11 protein-coding genes are annotated in these 12,797 nt (G+C 56.7%); 7 read left to right on the top strand and 4 right to left on the bottom strand.

Translation table 11 applies throughout. The annotated features are described in order from the left end of the window. Window positions 1–275 precede the first annotated feature (275 nt). Window positions 276–809 (top strand): TIGR04076 family protein, encoded by a 534-nt coding sequence (locus HMPREF7215_RS06195; RefSeq protein WP_009164874.1) that lies wholly within the window; start codon window positions 276–278, stop codon window positions 807–809. An 87-nt stretch (window positions 810–896) separates the two neighbouring features. Then, window positions 897–1,553 (top strand): ankyrin repeat domain-containing protein, encoded by a 657-nt coding sequence (locus HMPREF7215_RS12410; protein ID WP_009164873.1) that lies wholly within the window; start codon window positions 897–899, stop codon window positions 1,551–1,553. Between the two features lie 142 nt (window positions 1,554–1,695). Here the strand turns inward: HMPREF7215_RS12410 and HMPREF7215_RS06185 are convergent, their stop codons facing one another. Together HMPREF7215_RS06185 and HMPREF7215_RS06180 are read right to left on the bottom strand one after the other, a co-directional pair. Next, the gene (locus HMPREF7215_RS06185) at window positions 1,696–2,802 is read right to left on the bottom strand and encodes a SurA N-terminal domain-containing protein (RefSeq protein ID WP_009164872.1); all 1,107 of its coding nucleotides are present in this window, start codon (window positions 2,800–2,802) and stop codon (window positions 1,696–1,698) included. A gap of 70 nt (window positions 2,803–2,872) precedes the next feature. After that, window positions 2,873–5,467 carry a DNA polymerase gene (locus tag HMPREF7215_RS06180; protein ID WP_040550699.1) on the bottom strand — a complete coding sequence of 865 codons (2,595 nt, stop codon included), beginning with the start codon at window positions 5,465–5,467 and terminating at the stop codon, window positions 2,873–2,875. A 116-nt stretch (window positions 5,468–5,583) separates the two neighbouring features. Between HMPREF7215_RS06180 and gltX the strand changes: the two genes are divergently transcribed. Both gltX and HMPREF7215_RS06170 read left to right on the top strand, forming a co-directional pair. Further along, the gene (gene gltX / locus HMPREF7215_RS06175) at window positions 5,584–6,924 is read left to right on the top strand and encodes a glutamate--tRNA ligase (protein WP_009164870.1); all 1,341 of its coding nucleotides are present in this window, start codon (window positions 5,584–5,586) and stop codon (window positions 6,922–6,924) included. 226 nt (window positions 6,925–7,150) lie between these two features. Continuing rightward, entirely contained in the window at window positions 7,151–7,348 is a 198-nt protein-coding gene (locus HMPREF7215_RS06170) for a cold shock domain-containing protein (protein ID WP_040550697.1), read from the top strand. A 128-nt stretch (window positions 7,349–7,476) separates the two neighbouring features. Here the strand turns inward: HMPREF7215_RS06170 and HMPREF7215_RS06165 are convergent, their stop codons facing one another. Beyond that, window positions 7,477–8,106, bottom strand: coding sequence for a DedA family protein (locus HMPREF7215_RS06165; RefSeq protein WP_009164865.1), 630 nt, complete (start codon window positions 8,104–8,106; stop codon window positions 7,477–7,479). 305 nt (window positions 8,107–8,411) lie between these two features. Here HMPREF7215_RS06165 and HMPREF7215_RS06160 point away from each other — a divergent pair, with 305 nt between their 5' ends. Further along, entirely contained in the window at window positions 8,412–9,092 is a 681-nt protein-coding gene (locus tag HMPREF7215_RS06160; RefSeq protein WP_009164863.1) for a hypothetical protein, read from the top strand. Window positions 9,093–9,244: 152 nt separating this feature from the next. Here HMPREF7215_RS06160 and HMPREF7215_RS13195 read toward each other — a convergent pair whose 3' ends face one another. Beyond that, the gene (locus tag HMPREF7215_RS13195; protein ID WP_156797455.1) at window positions 9,245–9,496 is read right to left on the bottom strand and encodes a hypothetical protein; all 252 of its coding nucleotides are present in this window, start codon (window positions 9,494–9,496) and stop codon (window positions 9,245–9,247) included. A gap of 421 nt (window positions 9,497–9,917) precedes the next feature. Between HMPREF7215_RS13195 and rpoD the strand changes: the two genes are divergently transcribed. Beyond that, entirely contained in the window at window positions 9,918–11,099 is a 1,182-nt protein-coding gene (rpoD, locus tag HMPREF7215_RS06155; RefSeq protein WP_083798277.1) for an RNA polymerase sigma factor RpoD, read from the top strand. Window positions 11,100–11,394: 295 nt separating this feature from the next. Continuing rightward, window positions 11,395–12,747 carry a trigger factor gene (tig, locus tag HMPREF7215_RS06150; RefSeq protein ID WP_009164860.1) on the top strand — a complete coding sequence of 451 codons (1,353 nt, stop codon included), beginning with the start codon at window positions 11,395–11,397 and terminating at the stop codon, window positions 12,745–12,747. Window positions 12,748–12,797 lie beyond the last annotated feature (50 nt).

Here is a 12,797-nt window from a genome sequence, read left to right as displayed (position 1 = left end):
TCTGAAAATTTCGAGTCGATGAATCAGCTGCTACTGGCGGAAGCCGCTCTTGTCCAGCGGGGCATGAGGTGTTATAATCGCTGGCGTCGTAGGGTGTGGGCATTTTGCGGGCAAGGCAGCTGACTCGAAATCAGCCAGGGGTTCACGCCCCTCGGGGGTTCAAATCCTCTTCCCTCCGCCATGATTTTTTTGTGAAAACTACAAAAAGCCCCCTTCGCGGGGGCTTTTTGCTATACTGGCGCCAGGGGAATCAATAAATTTCAGGGGGGATCATAGTGCAGCACAAATGCAAAATCACCGTTCTGAAAAAAGAACTGTATCCTGATTTGCAGCGGGAGTATCTGGCGGACCCAAGTTCCGGTCCCTGCCGGTTTTACGAGGAAGGGCAGGAGTTCGTTTTCGAACGCTATGGCGGTCGGGACGATTTCTGGACCATGGGGAAAGGGACTCAGTGCTCTGAAGCGTGGGATGCGATCAGCCGTTATGTTTACACGGCCCTTCAAGGCGGTTCCATCATGAGAAACTGGACGAACGACGAGAGGATCATGATCGCTTGCTGTAGCGATGGGACACGTCCGGTCATTTTCAAAATCGAGCGTATCGATTACAAGGCGCTGTTCATCGAGGGCATTGCCTGCGACGTCTGCCGCGAAAAAATCCGCAGGGCGCTGACTGACGTCGGTGGCGTTACGGGCGTGGCGTACCGGGAAAATTTTACGGAAGTGATTCTGGAACGCGAGGTCCCCGACGCCGTTTTGAAGAAAGCGGTCGAAGACTGCGGCGAGTATCGCGTGCTGAAAATCGACTGATCCCATTAAAAACGCCCGCATTTGGCGCAATCTCTCAACTTTGTGATATAACGGAACGGTGGAATTGTGATGAAGGGTGAGGAACGAATGGCGGATGATGAGAAAAGCGTCGCGACGGCAGAGGGGCAGGCGGAACCAGGAAAAGACTTCTGGACGTTATGCGTCAAAGGGACGGTCGACGAAATCAAGGAGAAGGTCGCTGCGGAGCGGATCGACGTCACACAGCCGTTTCACGACGGAATTACGCCGTTGTACTTGGCGGCGCAGAATAACTCGCTGGCAGTGGTTCAATATTTTCTCGATGCCGGGGCCGACGTTAATGCGCGGACGACGGGCGAATACGGCGATACGATTCTCCACGCCGCGGTCTGGACGAAGGATCTTCACGTCGTGCAGACGCTGCTCGAGCACGGCGCGGATCCGATGGCGACGAACGCCAAAGGCTGGACGCCGCTGCGGCTGGCGCGTTACCATGTGCGCGGCAAGGAGATGCTTCAGCTTCTGATCAAGTTCATGAAGCTGGAGCCTGCCGAGAACGGCCGCTCGTATGAAGGAACGATCGAGTATGTCGATCTCTGGTCGAAAAGATGTTATCAGTTGTGCGGCAATATTCTGATCGAACATTCCATGGAACGCCTGAGCACGTCGAATATTTCCCTGGGAGAGACGGACCGGATCACGTACGGCTCTTCGCAGAAGCGCAAGGCTATGGTCGTGAATACGGCGCCGGTCGTATATGCGTAAACGATCCGCGACGGACGGGAAACGAAAGCGGCGCCGGACGCGTGGATTTTTCCCGAGTCCGGCGCCGCCTGGATTTCGCAACATCAAAGGCCGATAGGAGAGAATTCTTTCCTATCGGCCTTTTGAATACTTTGAATGCCGGCTACTTCGCGGCGGCCGGAGCCGCGGCTTTGTCCGCCGCATCCTCAATGAAAGCCGGCTTGAGCCCGTCCAGCTTTTCATCGGGGAGGGCATCGCCAGGCGGAACGTCGTCGCTCGTGACGGTGAAGAGTTCTGGGGCGACGATTTCCACGTTCATCTTATCGGTCAGCCCCTTGATGTAGTTGCGCTGGGCTTCCACTTTTTTGCTCTGAAGGAGCATCGTCTTGATTCCGTCGGAGACTTCGGAGAGGGGACGCACGTCTTCCGAGACGGCTTTGATGCGGTGGACGACGAAATAATCCTGGCTGGTGATCTCGATGGGAGCGGAGATTTCGCCGTCGTTCAGCGCGGAAATGGGCTCGAGCTTGCCGACCATTTCCATCGCGGCAATGCGCTCGTGAACGTCGTTCGAGGTCGCTTGGACAACGTCGGCCGAGACGATCGTAAGGGCTTTGTCCCAGTCTTTGTCGGCCTTCACCTCTTCGGCGAATTTGTCGGCGGCCTCCTTGCTCTTCAGCTGGACAAAGTCGGCTTCGATGCCGGCCGGCAGCGTGAAGTTGCCGCGCAGCGCGTCGTACAGGGTTTTGATCTCGTCGTCGGAGACGACCACGCCGCCGGAAACGTCTTCCAGCATTTTGTTGATGGCCAGCTGGCGGGCGATCTCGGCTTTGACCTGTTCGAGGCTGCTGCCCTGGTTCTTCAGCGTCTGCATGAAGGCTTCTTTGGTCACGTACTGATTCTCGACCTCTTTCAGCTGTCTGTCGACGTCGTCGGCGGGGGCGCTGATTTTCAGACGAGCGACTTCGTCGATGACGGCGCGGTTGGACACCATTTCATCGAACACGGCTTTGTAAATGAGCGGCATCTGTTTGTCGGAGAGGTCGCGGATGCCGTTGCGCTCGACGAACGAACGCAGGTGCTCCTGCAGCTGGCTGATGCGCAGCTCTTCGCCGTTGACCTTGGCGACCACGAAATCGCCGGTGCGCTGATTGTCGGAGTCGGAGGAACCGCCCGTGCCGTACATGAATCCGACGGAAGCGGTGAAGATGACGATAAACAAGGCGAGAATCCACTTGATCTGAGTGCGAAGCGCAGTAAGTATCTGCAAGTGACTTTACTCCTTTCGAATTGGCAGCGTGAAAAATTCTGTTTCAGCCTAAGAATTGTACCATAAAACATTAAACCGTGGCGAGGGATGTGCCGACGGTTCGTTCCGTTTTCAAAGGAACGGAGAGATGAACGGCGCTTTCCATGACCTGACTGAGTTCCAGCGCGGTCTGTTCGGCCTGGTCGTGCGGGCATTCGCAGACGATGGAGTCGTGAACCTGGAGCACCATGGCCACGTCGCGGCCGGCAAAATGCGCGGCGACTTTGTTCATGGCGATCTTGGTGATGTCGGCGGCCGTCCCTTGGATCGGGGCGTTGATGGCGACGCGTTTTTGGTGGTCTTTCGTCTGGTTCCCGGTGGCGATTTCGTCCATCGGGCGGCGGCGGCCGAAAAGCGTGGAAGTGTAACCGAATTCGAGAGATTTTTTCTTGCTCGTTTCCATGTATTCGCGCACGCCCGGCAGGGCGGCGAAGTAGGCGTCCATGATCTGGAACGCGGTGTTGCGGTCCGTCCCCAGGCGGGAGGCGAGGCCGAAAACGCTCATGCCGTAGATCAGGCCGAAGCTGACGGTCTTGGCGCTGCGGCGCAGTTCTTTGGTGACGGCGTCGGCGGGGAGGCCGAAGATCATGGCGGCGGTTTCGGTGTGGATGTCGCGGTCCGAGTTGAAGATCTCGATCAGCTGCGGATCTCCCGAGAGATGCGCCAGCACGCGCAGTTCGATCTGCGAATAATCGGCGGCGGCGAAGCAATGTCCCGGCTGCGACGGGATCAGGCATTCGCGGATCCGCTGTCCCCAGCCGCTGTAAGTCGGCAGGTTCTGCATGTTGGGATCGCGGCTGCTGAGGCGCCCCGTGCCGGTCGTCAGCGATTCGAAAGTGCTGTGGATCAAGCCGTCCCCGCCGGCCGCGCTCAGCAGCGGCTGAACGAAGCCGGACGCCATTTTTTGAAGCTCGCGGTATTCCAGGAGCTGCCCCGGGATTTCGCAGCGCGCGCCGCAGATCTCCCGCAGCTGCTCGAGCACCGATACGTCGGTGGAGTAGCCGGTTTTTGTTTTCTTGACGACGGGAAGCCCAAGTTTTTCGAAAAGAAGCTCGCCGATCTGTTTGGGCGAGTTGAGATTGATCTCGCACCCGGCCGCTTCGTAGACTTTTTCGGTGATCGCGTTCAGCTGACGTTCCAGCTCCCGCGAAAGCGCCAGCATTTTTTCGCGGTCGAGGCGAATGCCGCGGCGCTCCATGCCGATGAGAGAAGGGATCAGCGGCAGATCGATCTCGTTCATGACCCGCGTCATGTTCTGGGCGGCAATTTTTTCTTCCATGGAGCGGGCGATGGCCAACAGGCGCAGCGCCCGGCCGGGCGAAAGCTCGAGGCCGATCTCTTTCGAGATGTCGTAGCTCTCCAGGTCGGGATGGAGCAGGTACCAGGCGGTTTTGACATCCCAAAGCCCGCCGAGGCGCGGCCGCTCCATCAGATAACACAGCGCCTTGGCGTCGAGACAGACGACCCTGTTGTCCAACAGTTCGTCCAAACGCGGCGCCAGTTCGGCCAGCGTGCCCTGCCACCAGCTGCCGTCGGGGGCGGCGAGGATGACGCGGCGCGACTGCAGCGTTTCTTCTTTGATCGTGTATGGGACGGGCGCGCCGGATTCTTCGAGATCGAGCGCGATCCTTGGCGCGCACAGGATCGTGTCCAGCGGAATGGCGGCAGCGGACGGAACGGCTTCGCCGAAGTCGTCCCCGGTACTGACGGGCGACGGCCGCGCCGCTTCCGCCGGCGGGTCCGCGGCGGGGCGTTCTTTTTGAGAGGCCGTAACGCCAAGAGATTCGGCCGCTTTTTTCATGCCCAGGCGGGCGCAGAAAGCGCCGAACGCTTCCAGATCGGCCGCCGCTTCTTTCGAGGTGAATTCGCTCAGATCTTCGTCGCATTTGAGCCGCGTCAGTTTGCGGTTCGCGACGGCCTGCGCCCCGTGTTCTTCGATCTTTTTTTGCAGCGCGGGTTTGAGCTCGCCGGCGTGTTCCATGATGCCCTCGATGGAGCCGTAACTTTGCAGCAATTTCGAAGCGGTCTTTTCGCCGACGCCGGGAACGCCGGGGATGTTGTCGATCGAGTCGCCCATCAGCGACAGATAATCGACCATTGTGTCCGGGGGAAAACCGTATTTTTCTGTGAAATGAGGAACGTCGTATTCCTCGAAAGACGAGACGCCTTTGCCGGGGCGGAGGATCTTTACGCCCGGGCGCAGCACCTGCATGATGTCCTTGTCCGACGTGAGGATCAGCACCTCGTCGCCGCGGGACGCGAACTGCACGGCGGCCGAGCCGATCAGGTCGTCGGCCTCGACCGAAGGACGTTCCATGATGTGGACGCCCAGAAGCGGAAGCATTTCATGGAGCAGCGGGACCTGGATTTTGAACTCCTCGGGCGTTGGCCGGCGCGTGGCTTTGTATTCGGGATAGAGCCGGTGGCGGAACGTCGGCTCCTTCATGTCGAACGCCGCGTAGATCTCGTCAGGACGCTGGTCGTGTCTGACCCTGGCGAACATGTTGAAGAAGCCGACCAGCGCGTTGGTAGGCGTGCCGTCGGGGGCGTTCAGTTCGGGGATCGCGTAAAAGGCGCGAAAGGCGATCCCGTGTCCGTCGATGAGCAAAATCTTTTTTCCAGACATTTCCATAAACCTCCAGGACAGGTTATAATGCTCTCTGATCTCTGCGGATTTTCTTCCGCAGCTGCCTGTCTATTGTACACGCGATGGACCAATTATGTGAGGAGGAACTTTTATAAATGGCGGATGAAGTGAGAGTACGTTTCGCGCCCAGCCCCACCGGCGCGCTGCATATCGGCGGCGCTCACACGGCGCTTTTCAACTGGCTTTGGGCCCGTCATACCGGCGGAAAATTTATCCTTCGTATCGAGGACACCGACCGCGTCCGTTCGACCGCGGAATACGAAGAGACGATCATAGCCGGGATGAAATGGCTGAATCTCGACTGGGACGAAGGGCCCGACGTCGGCGGCGATTACGGACCGTACCGTCAGACCGAACGCCTCGACCTTTACAGTAAATACGCTCAGCGGCTTCTCGACGAAGGCAAAGCCTACAAGGACGGCAGCGCGGTCATCTACAAAGTGCCGCTGGGGCTGGACATCGGCTTTGACGACGAAGTCTACGGCCACGTGGACTACAAGAGCGATGCGCTGATCGACGGCCGTACCGGCGTGATGAAGGACATCGTCCTGATCAAAAGCGACGGTTTCCCTACCTATAATTACGCCGTCGTCGTCGACGATCATCTGATGAAGATCTCTCACGTCATCCGCGGCGAAGACCACATCTCCAACACGCCCAAGCAGGTCCTGATCTACAAGGCGCTGGGCTGGGAGATGCCCAAGTTCGCCCATCTGCCCATGATCCTCGGCAAGGACAAGAAAAAACTCTCCAAACGCCACGGCGCCACCAGCGTTTACGAATACCGCGACATGGGCTACCTGCCCGATTCGATCTTCAACTTTCTGGCGCTGCTGGGCTGGGCTCCGAAGGGGAACGTGGAAGTGTTCGGCCGCGACCTGGCCATCAAGGAATACGAACTTCGCAACATCAACCGCAAGTCCTCGGTCTTCGATTTCGACAAGCTGAACTTCATCAATCAGGAACACATCACGGAAATGCCCGTCAGGGAAAAATTCGAACTGGTCCGTCCGTTCTGGGAAGAAATGGGCGTGGACTGCGACAAACTCGACCTGGATTATCTCGGCAAATGTTTCGGGATCATGGCCGGCCGCGGCAAGACGATCAAGGAGCTGGCGGAGTTCTCCGACTATCTGGTGACCTTTGTCCCCGTGGCGGCCCGTTACGACGGCAGCGACCTGACGGACGAGCGCCGCGCCCTGTTGAAAAAGTTCAATACCGATTTTCTGTCTCGTCCCGAACTGCTCACGCCCGAGCAGATGCTGGCCTTCGCGCGCGAGTGGTGCGACGCCAACGGAGCCAAACTCAAGGACATCGCCATGCCCCTGCGCTACATGCTGACCGGCTACAAAGTCAGCCCCGGCATCTTCGAAGTGATCGAACTGCTGGGGCGCGACGAGGTGGCTAGAAGACTGCGGCACTATAATGTCCTTTGACTTCCGCGGCGCGGTGCAAAAACTGTTTTTGAAAATGCACGCGCGCTTTCTCTGCGGAAGAAGGGAAGCGCGATACATAAAAATCCTTGAAAAAACGCGCACGCGTTAATTTCAAGTTTGACATTTCAGAAGAATCGTTGTATATTTTCCCCGTGCCTGGAAAATCCTCCGGGCGCTCCCGAACTGGTCGGGATTTTTCATCACGTTTTTTTTGGAGGCATGTACTTTGAAGGGCAAAGTGAAATGGTTCAACAGCACCAAGGGCTTCGGTTTCATCACCACCGAAGAGGGCAAGGACGTTTTTGTCCATTTTAGCGCTATCAAGATGGACGGCTACAAGTCCCTTGAGGAGAACGAAGAAGTTGAGTTTGACGTCGTCGATGGTGAAAAGGGCCCTCAGGCTGCTAACGTTGTCCGTCTGTAAGACGACCGTTAGTGATTGAACCCTTTTAGATTAAAAAAGAAGGCCGGCAGATCTGATCTGTCGGCCTTTCTGCTATTACGCAAAAAAGCGTCTTCTCCGCGGGAAGAACCAGCCGTGGAGAAGACGCGCTATCGACTCTTTTTTGATTCTTGACTTGTTTTCTGGCGCCAGATATAAAGCGCCACGATAACTGCGCAGGCAGCGCAAAGGGCCATGCTGATCTCGGAAAGATACCGCTGGATCAGCGATTTATTGGCTCCCAGCCAGTAGCCCAGCAGTGTCAGGATGACGACCCAGATGCCGGCGCCAAGCGTCGTATAGAAACAGAAGCGCGTCAGGTCCATGCGGGCGATCCCCGCCGGCAGCGAGATATACTGACGAATCACCGGGATCAGACGGCCGACGAACGTGCTGATATGGCCGTGGCGTTCGAAGAACGAGTCCGCTTTGTCAAGAACCTCTGGCGTGATCCCGAAATGTTTGCCGTACCTGATGAAAAAGGGACGGCCGAAACGCAGCGACAGCCAATAATTAAACAGCGCTCCCAGCAGGCTGCCGGCGATCCCTGCGAGAAGCGCGAGGGACAGCGACATTTGTCCCTCGTGGGCCAAAAAGCCGGCCGGAGGCATAACGACTTCGCTTGGAAACGGGAAAAACGACGATTCCAGGAACATCAGCGCGACGATTCCCGTATACCCCAGCGAACCGATCGTATCCACCAGCCAACTGACTAAACCGCCAAAAACATCGCTTAGCATGACTTCACCCCGCTCGATGATTTTTTCTAAGACGTGTGATCCATGTTTCGAGGCAAGAGGACGGCCGTCGCGTCGCGACGGGGCCTTTATGGCCCCCTGTCCCACGCGTTTTGCGGCGTCTCCTCGGCGCGGGAAAAAGCGTGCAGTCTTTTTCCCGAAGGACAGTATGAAGCACGGCGTTATTGTAGCATCATCGGGCGTCTTCCGGAAAAGACAGAAACAGAGAACTTAAAAAATATTTCTTCCAATTGAGGCGTTCTTTGTGGGATAATAATATACGGATTTTTCGAGAAGGAGGCTGTGCCGTGTGCCTGCCTTATTGGAACAGCGAACTTGACATCGAAGTGGGATGCTGGAGTTTCTCCCGGCGCGAGCACGGCACCATCTCCATGGCGGGGCTCCACAGCGAGTTGCTGCGCGACCTTTCCTTTCAGGCACTCTCCTTGGACAGTGAACTGCTGTATCTCTGCGGCAGTGAATGCGGCATCGCCGGCAGCATGATCTGGGATGAGTCTGTCCTCGAAAGAAGAACGGCTGCGAATATGTCTCCGTTTACCCTTGTTTTCGGCTACAGCCGGGAAATGGAGCGCTTTTCGGGGCATTTCCTTGCCCGGCGCCGGGACCTGAAAGCCGGCGTGACGGAGTGCACCTTTTGGAACGGGCAGATTGCCCTCATACGCTATAAAGTCATCGCCTATATGGCGGCGCTTCCGGTCTTTAACGAGCTGGAAGGACTCGTGGAAATGCGTGCGGCCTTGCAGAAATGGAAGAAAGGCAGCGCCTTGGTCCCTTTCTATGCGGAACGCTTCGGCTTTCTGCGCGCGCCCTTGCCGTACGAAACCGATATCCCGGAAGACATGCTCGTCGTGAATAAGCTGGAGAATTTTCAGCTCGACGAGACCCGCTCGGTTATCGGACCATCTCCGTCCATCCCGCTGCCGGCTTTTTACGAGCTGACCATCGGTGACGACGGCGAAGAAACATGATATTGTGGAGCCCGTGAGAATTTTGAAAAGATCTATCGGCCTTTTCGTCGTGGACGAAGAAGTGAAGGAGGATGTTCGATGGCTGTTCACAAAAAGAACAAGACTCTTGAACCCAAAGAGAGAGATTCCGCCGGGAACGTATCGAAGCAGGCTCAGCCGACCAGACAATCTACATCTGCTCCAAAGAGTCCGAAGGCGAAAAAGGCGTCATCTTCCGACAGGAAAAAAAGCGCCCCCGGCCTGGAATCCGGAAAAAAGGCGGCTGAAAAGCGCGTGAACAGCGAAGGATCCCAAGTGCCTGAGAAAATAAAGGCCCCCGTGGCAAGCGCGGTTCCTGCAAAGAAGAAAACGGCAAAGAAGGATGCGGGCGCCAAAGCAAACGTTCCGTCCGAAGAGAAGGGCATGGCGAAGAAAACTCCGAAAAGGACAGTCGAGGCATCCGAAAACGCCGTCAAGAAAAAGAAAAAAGCGGCGGCGAAGGAAAACGATCCTCAAGCCCCCGCCGCAGAAAAGCCGGAGAAGCGATCTCCGGCGAAAGACGAGACAAAGAAAACGGGCGACAAAAAGAAAAGCGCTCCGGAGCGTATCAAGCTGACGTCTACGCTGGATGCGGTTCCCAAAGAGCCCGACGATCCGTTCGCCGAGGCTCCCGCAGACGAGGACCTCGACAATTTCAGCGGTCCTGACGCGGAAGATCTCGCAGAGGTGGGCGCCGACGATGGACTTGACGAAAATCTGAACCTCGAGGTGGAGCATGAAGAAGACGATTCGGTGGGATCTTCTTCCGGCGAAATCTCGGAAAGCGATCCGGATTATCTGCGTTCCATGATGAGTCATATCCGTGGGCTCATCGTTCAGGGGCGCAAGAATGGCTATGTGACCCACAAGGACATCGAGAAATATATCCCCGCGGATTACTGGAGTTCCGAGATCCTGGACAATGTTTTCATTAATTTGACGGAGCTTGGCATTCAAGTGCTGGATGATTCCGCTCAAGTTTCATCAAAGGATGGCAGTTCAGCCAAATCGAAGCGGCCTTCGAGAAGCAGGACGAAAATTTCCGACGAGAGAGAAAGCCCCGACGTCCCGGGCGATGACGACAGTGCGTCCGATTTTGCCTCGTCCGGTGGCGACGAAGCTCCCGGCTATGGAGAAGAATTGGGGCGCATGGAAGACGTGCCCTTGTCCGATCCGGTGCGCATGTACCTGCGCGAGATCGGCAAGGTCCCCCTCTTAAGCGGAGAAAAGGAACGCGAGCTGGCGATCAAAGTCGAAGCCGGCGACGCGGAGGCGAAACAGCAGATCATCGACGCCAATCTCCGTCTGGTCGTCAGCATCGCCAAGAAATACATCGGCCGCGGCATGCTGTTCCTCGACCTGATCCAGGAGGGCAATCTCGGCCTGATCCGCGCCGTGGAGAAGTTCGACTACCGCAAAGGCTTCAAGTTCAGCACCTACGCCACCTGGTGGATCCGTCAGGCCATCACCCGCGCTATCGCCGATCAGGCGCGCACGATCCGCATCCCCGTGCACATGGTCGAGACGATCAACAAGATGGTGCGCATTTCCCGCCAGCTCGTGCAGAAACTTGGACGCGAACCCAGCGACGAGGAGATCGCCCATGAAATGGAAATCGAAAGCGGGCGCGTCGAAGAGATCCGCCGCATCGCTCAGCTTCCCGTCTCGTTGGAAACGCCCATCGGCGAAGAAGAGGACAGCCAGCTCGGCGATTTTATCGAGGACCGCAACATGCCCAGCCCCGAAGACGCGGCCGCCGGCAACCTTCTTCACGAGCAGATCGAGGAGATGCTCGACGCCCTGTCGGACCGCGAGCGCGAAGTGCTGCGCTACCGCTTCGGGCTGGAGGATGGGCGCTCTTATACGCTTGAAGAAGTCGGCCGCCGTTTCGGCGTCACCCGCGAGCGCATCCGTCAGATCGAAGCCAAGGCGCTGAGAAAACTGCGCCATCCCAGCCGCAGCAAAAAACTCCGGGATTTTTTGGAGTAATCTTGAGCAACGACTGACTCGCCCCTTCCTCCTCTCGCGTTTCGTGACAGGAGGGAGGGCTTTCTTATGCCCAGGAGCATTTTTGCTCACGGATATTTATGTCCCGATAAAAATAACGAAAAAGACGGGATCTCCTCCCAAAAGTTCAATATTTTTTTCGTCACAAAGAATGTTTTTGTGTTTCGAGTCTCTCGGAGCATAAAATAATGAAGATTCTTTGGCTTTCCTGTGATATACTTGTCCGAGTCGTTTTTTTATCACCATTGAGTCTAGGTTATTGAAAGGAGTGCTTCTTGTGAAATCGGAACTGCTGTCACAAGAAAAAAACATTGTAACCATCAAGGTAACCGTGGATCAGGCCGGTTATGCGGCTCAGCTGAAGAAAACCTACGCCGAGATCGCCAAACGGGTCAACATTCCCGGTTTCCGTAAAGGGAAGGCCCCCAAGGCGGTGCTGGAAATGCGCCTCGGCAAAGACTCGATCATGAGTCAGGCTCTCGAAGACATGCTTCCAAAAGTTCTTGACGAAGTCTGCGCCGAGTACGACCTTGAGCCGATCGCTTCGCCCACGGTTGACGATCTCAACATGAAGGAGGGCGAGGACGTCACTTTTACCGTGAAGTATGAGGTCGAACCCGAGGTGACGCTGCCCGAGCTTTCCGATATCACGGTCGATCTGCCGGTGTTCGCCGTCAGCGAAAGCATGGTCGACGAAGCGCTCGAGAATATGAAGAAGAGATTGGCCACCTACAAGCCCGTCAATCGGCCCGCCCGGCACGGCGATAAAGTTCGCGCCGCCTACAGCCTGGTCGTGAAAGACGACGACGGCAAAGACGTCATGTCTCACGAACCCCAGATCGACACGTTCGAACTGGACCATCTTTCCATGCGCCCCGAGATCGTCGAGGCTCTGACGGGAACTGAAGCGGGAACCAAAAAGTCCGCCGACATCAACGTCGCCGACGACTATCGGGACAAGACGGTGGCCGGCAAAACGGCTCACTATGAGTTCGACGTCATCGAAGTTCAGGAGCCGGTCGCTCCGGAGATGGACGACGAGTTCTTCAAGAAAGTCACCTCGGAGGACGTGCACAGCGAGGCGGAACTGCGCGCCACGATCCGCGAGAACCTCGACAAGCGCCTGAAAGCCGACGCCCGTACCGCGGCCGAAAACGAGGCGGTCGCCAAGATCACCGAGGCTTCTCAGGTCGAATTGCCCGACTCGATGGTGCGGCGCCAGCGGGAACATCTGCGCAAGCGTTTCGAGGAAAACGTCAAACAGCGGACAAAGATGAGCCTTGAGGAATACTATAAGTCCGAGGGGCACGATCTTGAAGAACTCGAAGAGAATCTCGAGAAAGACGCTCGCCGCGACGTGATGGGGTATCTTGTGGTTGATGCCTGCGCCAAGAAATTCGGCGTCTCCGTACGAAAAGAGGATCTGGACGGGGAGATTGCCCAGATGGCCGCCAATTACGGCATCTCCAGCGACAGCATCAAGGATATGCTGAAGAAGCGTCCGGAGGACTTCGAGAACATGATCTCTCAGGCGCGTTACCGCAAGACGCTGCAGGCGATTATGGAAAAAGTGAAAGTCAACGAAGTGAAGAAGGGTGTTGACGCTGAAGCGCCTGCCGCTCAGAATTAAGGATTTTCCCTCGTTGCTGCGGCAGAGACGATGCCGCAGCAATTTTTTTT

Origin of the sequence: Pyramidobacter piscolens W5455 (assembly GCF_000177335.1) — a bacterium.
GTDB classification, from domain to species: Bacteria; Synergistota; Synergistia; order Synergistales; family Dethiosulfovibrionaceae; genus Pyramidobacter; species Pyramidobacter piscolens.
This window is presented reverse-complemented; position numbering and strand designations above follow the sequence as displayed.

Excerpts from the sequence above, each read along its gene's own strand:
- HMPREF7215_RS12410 (WP_009164873.1), top strand. The coding sequence starts at position 897 with ATGGCGGATGATGAGAAAAGCGTCGCGACGGCAGAGGGGCAGGCGGAA.
- HMPREF7215_RS06180 (WP_040550699.1), bottom strand. The coding sequence starts at position 5,467 with ATGTCTGGAAAAAAGATTTTGCTCATCGACGGACACGGGATCGCCTTT.
- gltX (WP_009164870.1), top strand. The coding sequence starts at position 5,584 with ATGGCGGATGAAGTGAGAGTACGTTTCGCGCCCAGCCCCACCGGCGCG.
- HMPREF7215_RS06165 (WP_009164865.1), bottom strand. The coding sequence starts at position 8,106 with ATGCTAAGCGATGTTTTTGGCGGTTTAGTCAGTTGGCTGGTGGATACG.
- HMPREF7215_RS13195 (WP_156797455.1), bottom strand. The coding sequence starts at position 9,496 with ATGCCCTTCTCTTCGGACGGAACGTTTGCTTTGGCGCCCGCATCCTTC.
- rpoD (WP_083798277.1), top strand. The coding sequence starts at position 9,918 with ATGATGAGTCATATCCGTGGGCTCATCGTTCAGGGGCGCAAGAATGGC.